This window comes from Paenibacillus sp. D51F (assembly GCF_053345695.1).
In genome coordinates this window covers 187254-204687 of sequence record NZ_JBKFAO010000006.1, presented here as the reverse complement: position 1 = coordinate 204687, position 17434 = coordinate 187254, and the positions used below count along the sequence as shown (strand labels likewise).

The window sequence follows — 17434 nt, the reverse complement described above, 5'->3', positions numbered from 1 at the left end:
CCAACCGCCACCCAGTATTTTTCTAATGCCCATTTCCATGATGCCCACTTCCTCTGCTAGTTTAACTGCCTATTCATGTCCACTTCTCCTATCCCCACTTAATGCCCGCTCTTTTCCAATTTCCACCGTTCATTTGTACCGCTCCGCTCGTCTCCCCAATTCCATTGTCGATCGATGCCGCCTCCATCTCTCCAATTCCATTCGACTAACCGCGTTCTTCCTATATAACTGCATAGAAAGACGAAGTAGGTAAAATAGGATAACTAAGAATGTGCCTAAGAAAGAGAGTAAATATGGCTACCCCCAGCCAACAATACTCGTCCCTGCCCAAATAAAAAGAGCAGCCGGCAACCCGGCTGCTCCGTTCTTTCAGACCTATCTTTCACCTTACAGACCTATCTTCTGCTTACAGACCCATCCTCCGCCTTACAGGCCTACGGCCTTGAATGCATTGGTCACCGAGGTGACATAAGAGGAGCTCGTTCCGTACAGGTCTTTGGCCGCCTGGATCGAGGCGTTCTTCGCCGCGGCGAAGTTGGAAGTGGAAGTAAGGTAATAGGCCACGGTGTTGTAGAAAATGTTCACGGCTGCGTCGCGGCCGATGCCCGTGACGGAAACGCCGTTCTGGGTGCCGCCTTGGGCGAGCAGGTAGAACGCTTTGTTCGTGATGCCGCTGTTCGTATGAACGCCGCCGTTGTCGGAAGATCCCGTGTAGCGGTTTGCATAGTTGTCCGGCTGGCCGTACAGCGTCGGGTTGGACATGGAACGGAGAGCGTCGCCGGCGATGCCAGGCGTATAGACATCGTCGCCGATAAGCCAGTTTTTCGCCTGAATCGAGTTGCCGAGGACGTCGGCATAGGACTCGTTCAGCGCGCCGGATTCATTGAGGTACTGGAGATTGGACGTGTACTCGATGACTCCATGGGACAGCTCATGGCCGACAACGTCGAGATCGCCCGACAGCGGAATGAACGTCGAGCCGTCGCCGTCGCCGAATACGATCTGGGTGCCGTTCCAGAAAGCATTGTTGTACCTGCTGCTGTAGTGGACCGAGGAACGGATCAGCAGGCCGTTGCCGTCGAGGCTGTTGCGTCCGAACTTCGTTTTGTAGAAATCATATACTTTTCCTGCATAAGTATGGGCATCGACGGCGGCTCCATCCGTCCATGCGTTGTCGGCGTCCGTCAGCAGAGTGCCCGGAATCGTGGTCCGATTGCTGGCCGTGTAGGTATAGATGCCGTTGCCGCGAGTGGTGTCTTTCAGCTGGTACGTGCTGCCGGAAAGGGTCGTCTGGAATGTCTTGCTGTCGCCGAGCACGCCCTTGCCCGAACCGGTGGCTGTCTCGATCAGATCGTACTGCTGCACGATATGGCCGTCGGCTGCATCGATGAGGTAGCGGGTGCGCAGCGGCTGCGGCTCAAGCACATTCACTTCCGTCTGGTAGACGAGACGGGACCCGTTGCCTTCCGGATAGACGTACAGCTGAGCCGACGGAGTCTTCTCCTGCGCTCCCAGCTCGCCGATGCGGGAACTGGCTTCCTTCGCCGCGATAGCCAGAGCATCGGATGCGCTTATGGCTGGTACGCTGGATTTTGCCGTGATTTGATTCTGAGCCGGCAGAACGGCACCAACGAACGAAGTAACCTGGCCGGCCTTGTCGATGTGAATGGTTTGGTCACCGCCATATACCGGGATGCCATTCACATATTGCTGCAGGCGGAAATGCTCGACGCCCGAAGTTGGATCCACTTCCTTCTTCTGAATCAGGAACGAGGTTTTCACATCCGCTGCGGGTACGCCCAGCTTTGCTTGCTGGCCTTCCAGGAAAGCCCAGATCTTATCCTCGGAAGAGCCCGGCACAATCTTGGCATCCTTGGCAGCGTCGATGAATTGAGTCACGAGCTGATTGTTCACGACGCTAACGTCGGGAGTTCCGGCCGTCCCGAGGCTTGGAGTTTCAGCAGCAACAGCGGAAGCGGAAGAGAGCAGCAATACGGCACCAAGCAGAGTAGGAATCATTTTTTTCATTACACAAATTCACTCCAGTCATAAATTTTTTTAAAACCAAAAAGAAATCCAGAAAATAAATGTTACCTATCGCCTCCGCTCTATGTATGAATATTCACAACCGCCTTTTGACGAAAAAAAATAGATTAGCGGTGGTGGCAATGAATGTACCACACCGTAATCTATTCGGTAAATATGGAAAAATAATCAAAAGAAGAAATGATTCTTTAGTACGATTAGAAATCGATTCTTCGCGGCAATCCAAGCTTTAGGTCCCGATTTCAATCTGAGAAACTGGTTCCCCAGATCCGATTATGAAAAATCAGTTCGGATTCATTTAATCGGGAATGAGGCCTTAAGCTCCTTGTGTTTGTCGTTGGTCTTATTCTTTTCCCTCGTCCACAAGGAAACCATCAAGAAACCTGAGAGTCCAGGCTTCACTCCATCATCCTTCTTTCTTGTCCTCCGCCTTCAGAACAGAGATTCTTTGTCCCTATAAAAGCAACGGTCAGCGAACATCCTCTTTGCGGCTGATACCGAAATAATCGATGCCTGCTTCCAGTCCCTTCAGTACGGCCGAGCCGTCGGCCCCAATATTGTCCCTGCCCCTTGACCGGCTCTGGCCTTGCCATCCTGCTGTTGAGGCGTACCCGCGTCTTTACTGGAAATAAACTGAACGACCCCTAAAATGAAGAGTAAAACCACAAGGATGGCGATTCCGATTCCGATGCGGAAAACCCAGCTTCTGCCGCTCTTCCTTCCCGGCGCTCCTTCCATCGGTAAAGGCGTCCTCTTCAAGCTCTTGATCCTTGCTCATGTCTATCCCTCCCTCCATTAAACCTTACATAAGTTTCTTTTTCTTCACAAATATTCAAAATTGCAAGAGGGTGATTCCCATTCCATTTCATGCATAATTTAAACTTTTGAAATTATAGTTTAACGCTTAATGAAAACTTTGATCCTATATTAATTGTCCTTGATAACCTTTTCACACGACAAAAAGACTCGCTTAATCGCGAATCCAAATTCGTCCGTTGCTATTGCCTCACCATGATGCTTTAAAGCCCCAGCCTCTTGGCAGGGAAGCCTGCTCGGCTCCTTAACTGCTCCTATTCCTCCTTCGACTCGGCTCCGTTCTCTGTTCCGTTATCTGTTCCGACTATATTCCTTCTCTGTTCCGACTATATTCCTTCTCTGCTCCGACTATATTCCTTCTCTGCTCCGACTATCTTCCGATCTCTGCTCCGATATATCCCGATCTATATTCCAATTCCAATCCCTATCCCAATTCCTATCCCTATTCCTATCCCTATTACTATCCCTATTCTTATTCTTATTCCGATCTCTGTTCCATTCCCTATTCAAATCCCTCTGCAATTCCTCCTGTCCCTACTCCCGCTGCCCGCCCCCCGAACTTCCGGCCGCTTCACCCTTCCCGAGCCCGGGAACCGCGGCTCGTTGAACGACCGCGTCGACTTCCCCTTGCGCCTGCATGGATAAGCTGCCAAGCTCTCCGATCAGCCAAGCATGGCGAAAGGAGGCCAAGGAATCCTGTCCCTCTGTCAGCCGCGATTTCACATAAGCTAGGACCGTCTCCGGCATAGCCTCCTTCTCCGTCCATAGGAGAGGAGCGGACATGCCCGCTCGGGACAGCAGCGCTGCGACAGGAGCTAGCGACGGCGACTCCGAGCTCACGAGCGAAACGCTTCGCGATATCCCGGCCTCGCTTCCTTCTGCACCTGTCCGGGCAATTTCCCCGTACCGGGCCATAGCCACCGATTGGGCAAAATGATCCTCGCCCGAAATACGGGTGACTTGGCCGTATTCAGCCAATGCTTCGGCTACTTCGGACGGCACAATAGACTCTGGCGCGATCAGGTGGATGCGCGCTTTGCCCCCGCGCAGCTCCAGAGCCTGCGCCGTCTCCAGCGGAACGCCGGCGCGGCTGACGAGCAGCAGCGGCTCTGCGCCGCTGGCGATCAGGCTCACGGCGGGCGCCGTGTACAGCCGGGCTTCCTCGTCCCCAGATCCGACGAGGACATCAGCCGGATATTCGCCTAATTGCGCGGCTTCGTAAGCGTCCACGGCGCGGGCCAGATCAGCGGCTCCGCGGGCTGCGATCCGTTCGACGCGCAGGCCGAGCTTCTCCGCCTGCCGCTGAACCTGCGGTCCCAGCGCCCCGACCAGTATGGCCTGCACGCCTCCATTCTCGGCTGCGCCAATCGGCCGCAGACGCTTAAGCTCCTGCAATGTCGCCTCCGGAATCCCGTCTGCATCTGCGTACAGCAGCGGACCGTCCGCGGCATCGTCGATCAAGCCCGCTCCCAGCACGGCTGCAATCCAGTCCCCTCTGGGAACGATTACGACCCCGCCCAGACGTTCCTCGCCTTCCGTTGACGGCCATGCCATTCGCGATGCCAGGACAGCCGCTTCATACGGATCGGCGGCATTTATCCGCGTCGTATGGGCCGTAGCGATCCATGGAGCCGCTTGCATGGCCGCTTCGGACGAACGGACGGCCAGCGCCTCGGGAGCGCTGTCGCGAAAAGCGTCGGCTTCGCCTGGAGCTGCAGACTCCGATGGAATTGCAGACGGCGAAGGGGCTGCAGCAGGGTTCGCGGGAAGCTTCCCGGATGCATCGCTCCCTGGCGATCCGGCTGCCGAACCAGCTGCCGCTCCGCCCTCAGGATTGCGATCCCCGCCTGCATTGCCTCTCTCAACAGCCTGCGACAGCGTCTCCGGCTTCAGCATCGGAATGTCTGCCTGCCGACTTCCGCCCGTCACATCCGACATCACCGTCCTTATAGGCTGCTGCAGAGCGGAATGGGAGAAGCAGCCCTCCAGCATCGCTGCGGACAGAAGCATAAGCCCGAACAAAGCTGCCTGACGGACATGCCCGAAGCGGGCTATGATTCGGGGTTTGCCGAATTCGATCCCTCCCTTCCTTTCCCGTTCGCTGCCTTGAATCCCATCCGCTCTCCGACCCTTATCCATTGCCCTCAGTCCCCCTTCCGCCGATCCATCTCCGTATCATCGTTTCCTCCGCCGCCCATCCCCAAACCTGCCCGACTATCCATCCTCCAGACAGCGACCGGGCGCTGTGCGCTTGTGCTATAATGGCTTTCAATGACTGTCCACGACCTTATGACAAAGGAGCTTCCCGCCATGGCCCACATACGCCCGCTTCATACCGATGCCGACTTCCAGGAAGCGCTCGACAAGAGCATTCGGGTGCGCGTCTTCCGCGACGACCAGATGATCGAATCCGGCAGCTGCATTGTCCGCTTCGACGAGCGCACGGTCGTCATCCAGTCCGGCGTCGCCGACCTGGCCTATCACTCCCGCAGCGGCTGCGAGTTTTTCGAGCTGCGCAAGTAACCCGTTTCGCCCTCCTTGACAGCGAGGGGAATTTCATCGTCCTGGCAGACGGGAGGAGAGAATTCAACAACCCTCCTGTCTTTCTGACGCTCCTGAGAGTTATTACAGGTTTAAAATATGCAAAAAATAAAAAGGAAAAAGAGGATACCCCGGCGGGTATCCTCTTTTTTCTGGTATCGTTCATACAAATAATTCAGAGCGGCGCGATTGAAAGACCGCCTCCAAAGCGCACCATCTGTCAAACGGCATGGAGATCTTTCCAGCTCCACTGCGCCTGCTGCACCTCGGCACCTCGGCATCTGCATAAGCCTGTAGAGCTACATCTGCAGCTGTTTCAAATGATAAAACTCGCCCTTGAGGGCGTTAATGAAATGGGAGTTGCAGAATCCATGACCAACATGCTCTTGCTCGCCATCGGCAGCGAAAGCTGGACGAAGCGATAGAAAGAGGCCGTCGGGAGCAACAACAGCGCGAGGGCTGAACGGAGCTCAAACCGAAGCAACGCGCCTCAGCAACATCGCCCCCCGGGCCGCACTATTGCGACAGGAAAAGGGACCTGCCCGTGCCTGATGACCGGGAAGGGTCCCTTTTCCCAAGGTTATCTCAATTAAAATCAATGGTTACCGTAAGCGTGCTCTTGTCAAAACCGACGACTCCGCCAAATGCTTCGGCGATGAATCGCAGATTGACATACATCAAATCATCATCACGTGATAGTTCCGGACTTTGAATGAGCTTGATTTCCTTGCCGTTGATCGTCCCGGTCATTTTACCGGCGGTCAAGGTAACGGTTGTCGTATCGTTCTTGGCTGTCACCGTTTTGGTGTTATTGTCGAACTCGGCATTCAGGTCAAGGGCTTCAAATAAGGAACGGAACGGAACCATAGTCGATCCGCTTGGCGGGATTACGGCCTTCAACTCGGAAACCTTGCCGTTGATGACAATCGTTGGACGATTGATTCCATCGTTGTTTGACGGAGCTTTAGCAGCTCCTGCCAATCCGGCCCCAAAAACAGACAGTCCGACGATCAATGCCAGAAAGAGTACTTGTATTCGACGAGACAATTTTCTCATCCCTTTCATGATAAGGATCATATTCTCAAATAATTAGACGCGATCGCTTCGAAAAGTTGCTTTGTCAATCACAAGCAATTCTCACCGTATTGTTCGCATCCCGAGAAATCGTCGCATGATCCACCAGAGGTGCGGAGAAGTTGGCAGACGGGACGGAAGTCGTGCCGACTTTGATGCTGGAAAACACTCCAACGTTATTGCCGGAAGTGGCGCTTGTAACGAGGCTTGTCACGAGCTTGTAGTTGTTGACGGCGCTCTAATTAACCGCTTGGTCCGTCTGCATGATTGTCGTAAGCATTGTCGATGTTGAATTATTGCAATTAAGATCGGCGCAAAGCGCAGTGCCCGTAAGTTTCATGCGGACGTATCCGCTGGCATTGTAATAGGTGTAGTAGTTGATGCTGGCGCCTGGCTCATATCCATTCCGATACTGAACCTGGCTGTATGACGAATCAAAATTAACGTTGTAAGCCGTTCTATCCGATTTTCAGGAGTAAACAGCTAGTCCGTTCTGAATCTATAGTCCCGGATTCCATATGTTCAGGCCAAACGCAAAGAAGCAAGCTGACGCTTGGAGGCTCACCGGCGCCAGCTTGCTTCGTTTGACCTTTTGCGCCAATCGGCTCGACTTATACATCCATGCCCTTCGTCAGGAAAGCGTCAGCTCTTGATCGCGCCTGCTGCGATATCCGAGATGAACTGCTTGCTGATGAACAGGAACAGGATGATAAGGGGAATGACGGCAAGCAATGTTCCGGCGATGACCATCGAATAATCCGTCACGTAGATCCCGTTCAGCGACGCCAACGCCACCTGCAGCGTATATTTGCGCTCGTCGGTCAGGATGATCAGCGGCCACAGGTAGTCGTTCCACGCTCCGATGAAGGTAAAGGCGCCGAGGAAGGAAAGCGCGGGTCGCAAAATCGGCAGGGCTACGTTCCAATAGAGACGTAGAAAGCCGCAGCCGTCGATGCGGCCGGCATCCAGCAGCTCGGACGGCACCGATTCCTGGGCGTACTGCCGGATCCAGAAGATCCCGAACGCATTGGCCATTCCCGGGATGATCAGCGCCTTGAACGTGCCGACCCAGCCGAATTTGGCCATGATGACGAAGGAAGGCACGAGCGACAGCTGGGACGGCGCCATCATGGTCGCCAGCAGCAGGACGAACAGCATCTTTTTGCCCGGGAAATCGAACTTGGCGAACGTGAATCCCGCCAGCGAATCGAAGAACAGCACGAGCAAGGTGCAGGCGGAGGCGACGAACAACGTATTCCAGAATGCTCCTAAGAAATCGACGTTGTCGAACACCCGGCCGATATTGTCGAGCAGTTGGGTGCCGAACCACAGCTTCGGCGGGAAGCTGTAAATATCCGATGTCGTGCGCGTCGCCATGACGAGCAGCCAATAGAACGGGAAGATCGAAATCAGCAGCCCGATGGCGAGGCCGATATGGAGCAGGATCGATTTGGTTCTCGTCGCCATCACTTCACCCCCTGCCCGCGGGTAGGCCCGCCTTGGACGAACAGCCAGTTCACGATCGAGAATAGCGCGATCAGGACGAACATCCCCCAGCCGACGGCCGCGCCGAAGCCGAAGTAGTTATGGATGAACGCTTCGCGGTAGAGATACAGCACGATCGTGAGGCCGCCGCCGCTGACCCCTCCGTCATTGCCCGCGAGCACCTGCGGCTCGGTGAAGATCTGCATGCCTCCGATGGTCGAGGTGATCAGCGTGAAGAGGATGATCGGCCTCAGGTTCGGGATCGTAATCCGGAAAAAGGATTGGATCGTCGAGGCCCCGTCGATTTTGGCGGCTTCATAGAGAACGCTCGGGATGCTTTGCAAGCCCGCCAGATAGATGATCGCGTTGTAGCCCGCCCAGCGCCAGATGACCATGACGGACACCGCGAGCTGGATGCCCCAGGTTTTGTTCAGCCACTCGATCGAATTCAGGCCCAGCAAGTTCAGCACATAGTTGAGCAGCCCGTAGTTGTTGGAAAAAATCGTGCCGAACACGATCGCCACCGCCACCAGCGAGGTGACGTTCGGCAGGAAATAGCCGATCCGGTAGAAGGTCCGGAACCGGACGAACGAGGAATTGAGCAGGAACGCGACGGCCAGCGCGATGAACAACATCGGAATCGTCGAGTAGATCCAGATGAGCAGCGTGTTGCCGACCGCCTTCCAGAATTCGGGATCCGTCAGCATGAAGCGGTAATTGTTCACTCCGTTGTAGCTCATCCTTCCGATTCCATCCCACTTCTGGAAGGACAGGTACATGGAGAATGCGATCGGGAACAAGCCGAAAATGGCGAACAAGATGTAAAAAGGCGATATGGCCAGGTATTCCTTCCGATGCCTCCAAAGTCTCGAAGCCAAGCTGCCTTTGATGCGCGGGGGTACGGGAGCGCGGGCAGGCTCCGCGTTCAGCATGGGATTGCCCATTGGGGTGACCTCCTGTCAGCCATTGATCTTAGGAATGCACAGCGGGCAGCGACTTTCGCGTCAGCGCAGCAGCTCTTTTTTGATCCGGCTTATCGCGTCTTTCCAGGCTTTGTCGGGGTTTTTGCCCTGCAGGGCGACGGAGGTCAGCTCGCGGCCGACGATTCCGTTCACATTCGAATACTTGCCACCGAAGTAGGCCGGCTTCACGTTCCGCGCGGATTCCGAGAAGATCTCGCCGGTCGCCTGATTGCCGAAGAAGGGCTCCTTCTCCTTCATGACGGGATCGTCCAGCGCTTTGGCGGCGGAAGGGAACAGATTGAGATTTTTATAGGACTGAATCTGATTGTCGGGATTTTGAAGATAGCGGATGACTTCGAAGGCCTCTTGCGGGTATTTGCTCGTCTTCATGATGGCGAGGAAGGAGCCGCCGTTGTTGCCGTCTCCGCCCGGAGCCCGGGCGACTCTCCATTTGCCGCTCGTATCCGGCGCGGCCTCCTCCAGAACCTCTTTCATCCAGACGGCCCCGACGAAGGACGCGATGCTGCTGTTGTTCATGGCCGCGCTCCATTCGCTCGTGAAGGCGTTTGCATTTCCAGCCAGCTTCAATTGGGCGGCCTTGACGGCCAGGTTCCAGGCGTTCTTCATCGAGGAGTCAGGCGTATCGCCGATGAATTCGTCTTCCTTGGAGAAATAGATGCGGTCGGATTGGGCATTGACCTGGGTGTAGACATTGTTGACGTTGTCGAGCATCTTGACCTTGCCGGCAAAATGATCCTGAAGCTTCTTGCCTGCGTCGAGATAGCTCTCCCACGTTCCAAGCTGCTTGTGCACGTCCTCCGGATCCGACGGTAGGCCGGCTTCCTGGAACAGATCGGCCCGATAGAACAGAGCGGTCGGCCCCGTATCGATCGGCAGGGCGATCATCGTCCCTTCCGGCGTGACGCCGAAATTCCATTTCCAGTCGAGGAAATCCGGCTCGATCTCCTTGGCTCCGAGGTCGTACAGATCGTAGAAGCGGTCGGAGCTGACGAACAGCTCGGACACCCAATCGTTGAAAGCGACGATATCGGGTCCTGCGGAGCCGGCGGCGAGCGTCGTTTTCAGCTTGGACTTGAAGTCGCCTCCGATTTTCTGCGCGTTGATGCGGATGCCAGGGAACTTCTGCTCGACGGACTTGATGAGGCCGTCGTCGAGGCTTCGGTTCCAGTACCAGAGTGTAAGCGTTTTCGTTTTATCGGTTGATGAGGTGCTGCCGCAGCCCGCGGCGATCATGGCAAGAATCAGCATGCATAAGCCAACCATTCTGGTTTTGACCACTTCCGCATTCCTCCTGACATGTTGAAGCGCATGATGGTACCATTCTATTCGGTTGTCCCGCTGGTATTCCAGCTGAAAAAGGATTTAATACCTATAAACCGTTCAGAGGGATTTGAAACAGGCAGCGGAAAAAGATTGGGAAAGATCAGAAAACAACGCTTGTAATCAAAAAAGGCCCCGGCAAGGGGCCTTCCGTTTTGCTAACCTTCCGTATTCCCGCCCTCATCCTCCGCTTTGCGCAGAGGGCGGCCTTTCTTGCGCAGCTCGCTCATGAGCTTCTTGCCGGTCGGTGTCTGCGCCAGCCCGCCGCCCGCAGTCTCTCGGTGCTTCTCCGGCATCGCAGCGCCGACCTCCAGCATCACCTGCACGACCTCGTCGGAAGGAATGACGCTCCGCACGCCGGCAAGCGCCATATCGGCAGCCGCAAGCGCCGTGACGGCGCCGAAGCCGTTGCGCACGATGCACGGAATCTCCACCAGCCCGCCGACGGGATCGCAGATCAGGCCCAGCGAGTTCTTCAGCGCGAGCCCGACCGCGTGTACAGCCTGCTCCGGCGTGCCGCCGCGCAGCTCCGCAAGCGCTCCGGCGGCCATGCCGATCGCGGAGCCGACCTCCGCCTGGCAGCCGCCCTCCGCTCCGGATACGAAGGAGTTGTTCGCGATGACATAACCGATCGCCCCGGCCGCGAACAGGCCGTAGGTCATCTCGTCTTCGCTCCAGCCGAAGCGCTCCTGCGTGCTGACAAATACGCCGGGGATAATGCCGCAGGAGCCTGCCGTCGGCGTCGCCACGATGCGGCCCATGGAAGCATTCACCTCCGACACGGCCAGCGCATACGCCATGGCGCGCCCCGCATCGCCGCCGAGGCTAGGCTCCCCGGCCGCGTTGTAGGCCGCGACCCGCTGGGCGTCGAGCCCGGTCAGGCCGCTGCGGGATGTCGTGTCCCGCGTCAGGCCGTTATGGACGGCTTCCTTCATGATGCCGTAATAGTCCTTCATCGCCGTGAATTCCACCTCGGGCTCGCGGCCCGATTCGCGCGACTGCTGCTCCAGCATGAGACGGCCGATGCTCAGGCCGCTTTCGCTGCAGCGCTCACTCAGTTCCTTCAGCGTCCGGAAGTTCATCGTCGTTCCCCCTGTCATCGTTCAAATCCATATAATCCGTCTGAAGCACATGCGGCATTCGGCCGATCCGCTCCATCAGACCCGCTTGCACCGGAGCGTCCAGCTCCACCACGGCCAGCGCCTCCCCCTGGCGCTCCATGCGGCTGAGCGACAGCCCGCCGATGTTGAGCCCTTCCTCCTGCAGCGCCGCGGAGAGCGCCGCGATGACGCCCGGCTGGTCCCGGTGCCGGATGAGCAGCGTCGGGTACGAGCAGCTGAATTTCACCGCGAAGCCGTTCACCTCCACGACCTCCACATTGCCTCCACCGATCGAAGTGCCGAGCAGAGACAGCTCGCGGCTTCCGTCCGCAGCGGTCAGATCGAGCCGGACCGTGTTGGGATGGGGGAACAGCCCTTTCCCCTCCTGGAACACCAGGTCCATTCCCGCTTCCTCGGCCAGCTCCACCGAATCGGGCAGGCGCGGGTCATCCGTATGAAAGCCCATGAGTCCGCCTGTGACGGCTGTATCCGTGCCATGTCCTTGATAGGTGGCCGCGAAGGAGCCGTAGAAGGAAATTTTCGCTTTCTGCGGCATTTCGCCCAGCAGCCTGCGCCCCGCAAGCCCGATTCGCGCCGCCCCCGCCGTATGGGAGCTGGAAGGTCCGACCATGGCCGGACCGATAATGGAAAACACGTCTTTGAACCGCACAGCCATTCTCCTTCGTCTTGAGTTGTTGTAGAGGCCGAAAAAAGGGACAGAGCAGAAGAATGCGCCGAAAGAAGGGCGTGCCGCCCGTTCCAAGCGATTCTTCCGCTCTGTCCTTTGTACCTGAGAGTTGCCTCGCTTCCCGCTTCGCGAGTTTCCCCTTGGGTGATTCCACGCGCGCCTGTGCGCGGCCACGGAATTCTCTCCAGAGATGCGTCCGGCAAAGGTCCTTTTGCCTGAGAGATTCACCCTGTCCCCAGGGCTTACTCCTTCGGCGCCGCCCTATGTTCAGGTAGTCTCTCCCGCTGCCTTCATCCGCTCTATTCAATTAAGGATTTCGTCAGATTGCAAACGTTATCTACACTCATTATATGCAGGAGCGCGGCCATCTTCAACCCGCAGTCCGCGGGCAGGATGACTGGAGGCGGCGAATACGCGAAAAGGCGGTCATAGCGCTGCACGGGACGGGCTATGAGTGCATGGCGTACGAGGCCGGCTCTGCGGGCCGGCTGTGTGATTCATGCTGCTTGGAATCTGGCCGAGGGGAGATTGGGGCGATGCTGGCTGCATGGTGGGGTTCGCGGGAAGATTGGGCGATGCTGGCTGCATGGTGCCGGGGTTCGGGGCAGATTGTACGATGCTGGCTGCATGGTACAGGGGCTCGGGGCAGATTGTACGATGCTGGCTGCATGGTACAGGGGCTCGGGGCAGATGATGCTGGCTGCATGGTGCCGGGGTTCGGGACAGATTGTAAGATGCTGGACATGGTGCCGGGGGTCGGGGCAGATTGCACGAAGCTGGCTGGATGGTGCCGGGGTTCGGGACAGATTGTAAGATGCTGGCTGCATGGTGCCGGGGTTCGGGACAGATTGTAAGATGCTGGCTGCATGGTGCCGGAGGTCGGGGGGCAGATTGGGCGATGCTGGCTGCATGGTGCCGGGGGTCGGGGGTCGGGGGTCGGGGCAGATTGTACGATGCTGGGCATGGTGCCGGGGGTCGGGGCAGATTGTTTACGATGCTGGGCATGGTGCCGGGGGGCGGGGCAGATTGTTTACGATGCTGGGCATGGTGCCGGGGTGTGCCGACTGTCATTCAAAACCAAAACTTCTCTCGTATCGGACATACGATCCGCTATTTCAGCGTAAATCTCCGTTCAAAAAAATTTAACGGACATAAGATCCCTTATTTTTGAGATAACCACTCAAAACGGACTGTTTTACCCCAAATAGCGGATCGTATGTCCGATAACTCGGCGAAATCGATGAAAATCCCTAAATAACGGATCGTATGTCCGATACGTTGTCTAATGACACCCGAATTCCCACCTCAGCAACAATTTACCGCACAAAGCGAGCGTTCCTGCATGAGGCTCAAGCCTAAGCTAAAACCACTCTCAAGACCACGACCACCTCGACCTCGACCTCACATCGACCACGACCACGCTCAAGACCACGACCACCTCGACCTCGACCTCACATCGACCACGACCACGACCACGACCACGACATGACCAAGCTTAAATCTAAATCTAAATCTAAATCTAAATCTAAATCTAAATCTAAATCTAAATCTAAATCTAAATCTAAATCTAAATCTAAATCTAAATCTAAATAAAGCCTATATGCAGCCTGAACAGGCCGAAACCTCCTCAGGTTCCAGCCTCCTGCGTGCTTATGCCTTTTTTACCGGCCGCTTTTTCAGCCCGATCAAGGTTTTTGTCGCTATCCCAATCCGGCAAATGCAGCGGCTACAACTAGCTGAACTATGTCCCATAGCTCGTTGAACTCGGCGATTACCTAAGAACGACTCAGCCTGCCATGCCATACGACGCCCAGCCGCCGGCAGAGACGAACACTCCGCCGCCGGCGGAGGCGTAGAACCCGCTTCCGGCAAGCATCGCCTGCGGTCCCCGATGCGCTGCGGCGGCATGGGCGCTTGCGCCAATGATGCCGACCGCCACAGCCGGCTCCAGCACGTCCTGCTCGGCGAGCACCGCGATGGCGGCCGCATCGTCCGTCCGCACCGCGGCGGCCAGGCCGCGCAGCCGGGCCATGAGCGCTTCGTCGGCCGGCTCCCTCAGGCCGCCTGCTTGCAGATCGCGCTTGACGCAGTCAAGCGCGCACCGGGCTCGGTGGAAGGCGGCTTTCACCGCGCCTTCCGTCGTCAGAAGCAGCTCCGCCGTCTCCCGGATCGACCGGTTCATGACCTCGCGCAGCAGCCATACCGACAGCTGCAGCGGAGACAGGCGGAGCTCCAGCGGGCGCAGCAGCTCCTCCAGCTCCCAGCTCGCCGCCGGCTGGACGGCCCCCGCCTCCTCCAGCTCGGGCAAAGTTCGGCGGCGGAGAGCTTCCCTGCGCAAATGGTCCGTCCACAGGTTCCGGGCGATGCGCAGCAGCAGCGCCTGGCGGTTGGGATGCTCCCGCCAGATCGGGGCGGCCAGCGCCCTGCACCAGGCCGACTGCTCCAGATCCTCCGCTTCCCAGGCGCTGCGGGTAAGCGCCAGGCAATACCTTCTCAGCGCCGCGCGCTCTTCCTCCAGCTCCAGCCCCGTCTCCATCGGCGGCATCCCCTTTCAATACGCATAGATATTCTGACCGGTAAACGAATGATCCTGCCAAAAGGATACTCAAGACAGGGGAATTTCTTTTCCGCGTTCAAGCCGTATCCTTTCCTTCCCCGCATCCGTTTACCAGTGGCAAAACCATTCCGACCCATCCAGCGAAGGAGGATGACGACCTGTGACCCATATCCCTTATGTCGTGGAGCAGACCAACAAGGGGGAACGCTCCTATGATATTTATTCCCGGCTGCTGAAAGACCGTATCGTATTCGTCGGCACGGCGATCGAGGACAATATGGCCAACGCGATCATCGCGCAGCTGCTGTTCCTGGCCGCCGATGACCCCGACAAGGACATTCATATGTACATCAACAGCCCGGGCGGCTCCACGAGCGCCGGCCTCGCCATCTACGACACGATGCAGTTCGTGAAGCCGGACGTCCGGACGCTCTGCACCGGAACGGCCTTTTCCATGGCAGCCTGGCTCCTGCTCGCAGGTACAAAGGGCAAGCGGGGAGCGCTGCCGAACAGCGAGGTCATGCTCCATCAGCCTTCAGGAGGAGCGCAGGGCCAGGCCAGCGACATCGCCATCTCCGCAACGCGCATCCTGAAGCTGAGGGACAAGATGAACCGGATCGCGGCGGAGCGTACCGGCCAGCCGCTGGAGCGCATCGAGCGGGATACGGACCGCGACACGTTCCTTTCCGCTGAAGAGGCGCAGGAATATGGAATCGTGGACCATATCATTACGAGCATGCAGCCTTGAGAACAGGAGAGCGTCCGGCTCGGCTATCAATACTTTGCCAAGCCGGCATCCGGTAGGTGTACAATGGAATGGAATCCAACTTTAACCGCAGAGGTGATGGCTATGCTGGAGCAGTTGAAAGGCAAGCAGGTGCTGATTCATTTTCTCGACGGAACCCATATCGGGGAAGGCATTCTGGAAGAAGTGGACGACAAGTTCGTGAAATACAAGACGGAGTATCAGGAATTGTATATTCCCGTCTCCTCGATCCGCACCGTATCGGTCAACCTCAAGGAACGCCAGAAGTCTAAGGTCGGGTTTGCATGACCTGACTTGCGCCCCGTGCTCATCCATTGGATGGGCGGCGGGGCTTTTTGGTTGTCGGATGACCGGCTTTCCACCGGATATCGACGGAGCTTTTGCACCCGGATGAGCGGGCTGCCAGACGGATACCGGCGATGCTTATGCTTGCCATTGACCGGGCCGGCCCACGGATTCAAGCGGGTCCATGACGATCTAGGGGCGGATGGATCGCCGAATCTCCCGCTCGATCCGCCAGCCTGCCAAGACCGATATTGGCTGCCGTGTACAGCAGGCCCGCGGCCGCGAAGATCCATATCGAGCTCCAGGGGGTGAGCCCGTACCCTTCGATGAAATAATCCCCGTAGCTGTTGTAATGATACAGGCCGGCCCACAAGGCCAATCCCGTGAACAGCACGGCTTGCAGCGCAGGATGCCGCAGCCAGCGGTTGGCCAGCAGCGTCAGCGGAAGCGCCAGGACAGGGTAGACAGCTACCGTCAGGATGAACATCATCGCGATATAGATGCCGCCTATATTCATCATTCCGTAATACTCGGTCGTCGCGATCTTATACCCTTCAATCCGCTCCACGCCAAGCAATGCTCCCAGAAACAAGGCAACAAAAATGCCGTATAGCAAAAGATAGCGCACAAGCGTGGTTCCCTTCATGCTGAATCCCCCCTCCCTATTCCTCTGCCGGCCAGCCAAAGGAGCCCGATTCCTGCCGAGCTGCCGCCGAAAAAAACGGCCCCAAGCATCCCGAAAATAGCCTGGCTCGTCGCTTCATCCATTTCTCCCGGAGCCTGATGGACGACTCCATATCTCCACATGCCCGCACTGATCAACAAAGCTCCAATCGACAACAACAGGAAAACGGCGTGCAGCCTATGGATTCGTCTCGCGGTGACAGTCATTCAATCCTCTCCCCTGCTCGCTTATATCCTTGCTGCGCCTTCCTTCTCAAGATCATCCCATCGCATGAAGCCTTTTCCTTTCCATGACCATTTATGACTGTTTATCGTAACGAAGTCGTCCCCATTCGGACCAAGCATCCTAACGACGGCGTCTTTCCTATTCCCAATGATCAACCTCAACGACGTCTTCCCTATCCCCATCCAACCGTATGACGTCTCCATCTGCAAAAAAGTTCCAGCCGCAAACGCGCTTGCCTCCTCTGCCGCTTGTTGATACAATAGCCTGAATTCCATAGCGCAGTTCAGGTTGCCTAGGGTTCCGCGGCTGAAGTCCAGCCGGTCTGGTCCGAGAGGGAACGATGCGGAGCACGGATCCGCATTTACACGGAGGGATAAAAGCCCGGGAGATAAGCCGCTTTCGCAGCGGTTTGTCTTCCGGGCTTTATTTGATGCTCAGCCCCGTTTTTGGGGCATGCTGGAATACAGCTTCCCACCCGTCCCGGCGACAAGATCTGCGGCTCGAAAGGGGTCATCATCATGAATGCGAACTGGCTTAAAATCATCGGCGCCTCCTTCTTCGAGGTCGGCTGGGTCATCGGGCTCAAGCATGCCGACACGGCCTGGGAATGGATCGCGACCGCTGTCTGCATCCTCGTGAGCTTTTATGCGCTTATCAGCGCGAGCCGCACGCTCCCGGTCGGCACCGTATACGCCGTTTTTGTCGGCCTCGGCACAGCCGGAACCGTGCTCGCGGATATGATTTTGTTCGGCGAGCCCGCCAAGGTCCTCAAGCTGATTCTGATCGGCGTGCTGCTCGTCGGCGTCATCGGGCTGAAGCTCGTCAGCCACGACAAGGAACCGGCATCCGGGGAGGTGCATTGA

General features: G+C 57.0%; 15 protein-coding genes, 1 pseudogene and 3 riboswitches. Of the genes and pseudogenes, 4 read left to right on the top strand and 12 right to left on the bottom strand.

Features of this window, described 5'->3' with window-relative positions; translation table 11 throughout:
* Positions 1-426: 426 nt before the first annotated feature.
* From ACLBWT_RS13300 to ACLBWT_RS13290, 3 genes are all read right to left on the bottom strand, one after another.
* Positions 427-2028: a M4 family metallopeptidase gene (locus tag ACLBWT_RS13300; protein WP_447663584.1), complete on the bottom strand. Its 1602-nt coding sequence runs from the start codon at positions 2026-2028 to the stop codon at positions 427-429.
* Positions 2029-2665: 637 nt separating this feature from the next.
* Positions 2666-2824, bottom strand: coding sequence for a hypothetical protein (locus tag ACLBWT_RS13295; RefSeq protein WP_447663583.1), 159 nt, complete (start codon positions 2822-2824; stop codon positions 2666-2668).
* A 572-nt stretch (positions 2825-3396) separates the two neighbouring features.
* Positions 3397-5001 carry a cell wall-binding repeat-containing protein gene (locus ACLBWT_RS13290; RefSeq protein ID WP_447663582.1) on the bottom strand — a complete coding sequence of 535 codons (1605 nt, stop codon included), beginning with the start codon at positions 4999-5001 and terminating at the stop codon, positions 3397-3399.
* A 171-nt stretch (positions 5002-5172) separates the two neighbouring features.
* Between ACLBWT_RS13290 and ACLBWT_RS13285 the strand changes: the two genes are divergently transcribed.
* The gene (locus ACLBWT_RS13285) at positions 5173-5385 is read left to right on the top strand and encodes a hypothetical protein (protein WP_021882376.1); all 213 of its coding nucleotides are present in this window, start codon (positions 5173-5175) and stop codon (positions 5383-5385) included.
* Between the two features lie 603 nt (positions 5386-5988).
* On the opposite strand, the gene ACLBWT_RS13280 is transcribed toward ACLBWT_RS13285, so the two are convergent.
* The 8 genes and pseudogenes from ACLBWT_RS13280 to ACLBWT_RS13245 form a co-directional block, all read right to left on the bottom strand.
* A complete protein-coding gene (locus ACLBWT_RS13280) occupies positions 5989-6468 on the bottom strand; it encodes a copper amine oxidase N-terminal domain-containing protein (RefSeq protein ID WP_447663581.1) in 480 nt (159 codons plus the stop codon).
* Positions 6469-6715: 247 nt separating this feature from the next.
* Positions 6716-6922: pseudogene (locus ACLBWT_RS13275) on the bottom strand (YrpD family protein); the annotation flags it as partial.
* A gap of 197 nt (positions 6923-7119) precedes the next feature.
* On the bottom strand, positions 7120-7947 hold the full coding sequence (locus tag ACLBWT_RS13270; protein ID WP_447663580.1) for a carbohydrate ABC transporter permease: 828 nt from the start codon (positions 7945-7947) through the stop codon (positions 7120-7122).
* Entirely contained in the window at positions 7944-8906 is a 963-nt protein-coding gene (locus ACLBWT_RS13265; RefSeq protein WP_447663579.1) for a carbohydrate ABC transporter permease, read from the bottom strand. The genes ACLBWT_RS13270 and ACLBWT_RS13265 overlap by 4 nt, the downstream gene beginning before the upstream one ends.
* 60 nt (positions 8907-8966) lie before the next feature.
* Complete coding sequence (locus ACLBWT_RS13260; protein ID WP_447663578.1) at positions 8967-10223, bottom strand: ABC transporter substrate-binding protein; 1257 nt, start codon at positions 10221-10223, stop codon at positions 8967-8969.
* Between the two features lie 200 nt (positions 10224-10423).
* Positions 10424-11347, bottom strand: a complete 924-nt coding sequence (gene sdaAA / locus ACLBWT_RS13255) for an L-serine ammonia-lyase, iron-sulfur-dependent, subunit alpha (RefSeq protein ID WP_447663577.1) — start codon at positions 11345-11347, stop codon at positions 10424-10426.
* Complete coding sequence (sdaAB, locus tag ACLBWT_RS13250; RefSeq protein ID WP_447663576.1) at positions 11316-12041, bottom strand: L-serine ammonia-lyase, iron-sulfur-dependent subunit beta; 726 nt, start codon at positions 12039-12041, stop codon at positions 11316-11318. The genes sdaAA and sdaAB overlap by 32 nt, the downstream gene beginning before the upstream one ends.
* A 91-nt stretch (positions 12042-12132) precedes the next feature.
* Positions 12133-12246, bottom strand: a riboswitch (glycine riboswitch).
* Positions 12247-12347: riboswitch (glycine riboswitch) on the bottom strand.
* 1492 nt (positions 12348-13839) lie between these two features.
* The gene (locus ACLBWT_RS13245) at positions 13840-14589 is read right to left on the bottom strand and encodes an RNA polymerase sigma factor (protein ID WP_447663575.1); all 750 of its coding nucleotides are present in this window, start codon (positions 14587-14589) and stop codon (positions 13840-13842) included.
* Positions 14590-14770: 181 nt separating this feature from the next.
* On the opposite strand from ACLBWT_RS13245, the gene clpP reads away from it, so the two are divergent.
* Together clpP and ACLBWT_RS13235 are read left to right on the top strand one after the other, a co-directional pair.
* On the top strand, positions 14771-15358 hold the full coding sequence (gene clpP, locus ACLBWT_RS13240; protein WP_447663574.1) for an ATP-dependent Clp endopeptidase proteolytic subunit ClpP: 588 nt from the start codon (positions 14771-14773) through the stop codon (positions 15356-15358).
* 63 nt (positions 15359-15421) lie between these two features.
* Positions 15422-15664: a hypothetical protein gene (locus ACLBWT_RS13235; protein ID WP_447663573.1), complete on the top strand. Its 243-nt coding sequence runs from the start codon at positions 15422-15424 to the stop codon at positions 15662-15664.
* 169 nt (positions 15665-15833) lie between these two features.
* Here ACLBWT_RS13235 and ACLBWT_RS13230 read toward each other — a convergent pair whose 3' ends face one another.
* Positions 15834-16307 (bottom strand): hypothetical protein, encoded by a 474-nt coding sequence (locus ACLBWT_RS13230; RefSeq protein ID WP_447663572.1) that lies wholly within the window; start codon positions 16305-16307, stop codon positions 15834-15836.
* Between the two features lie 545 nt (positions 16308-16852).
* Positions 16853-16961, top strand: a riboswitch (guanidine-I (ykkC/yxkD leader).
* 128 nt (positions 16962-17089) lie between these two features.
* On the opposite strand from ACLBWT_RS13230, the gene ACLBWT_RS13225 reads away from it, so the two are divergent.
* Positions 17090-17434, top strand: coding sequence for a DMT family transporter (locus tag ACLBWT_RS13225; RefSeq protein ID WP_048745092.1), 345 nt, complete (start codon positions 17090-17092; stop codon positions 17432-17434).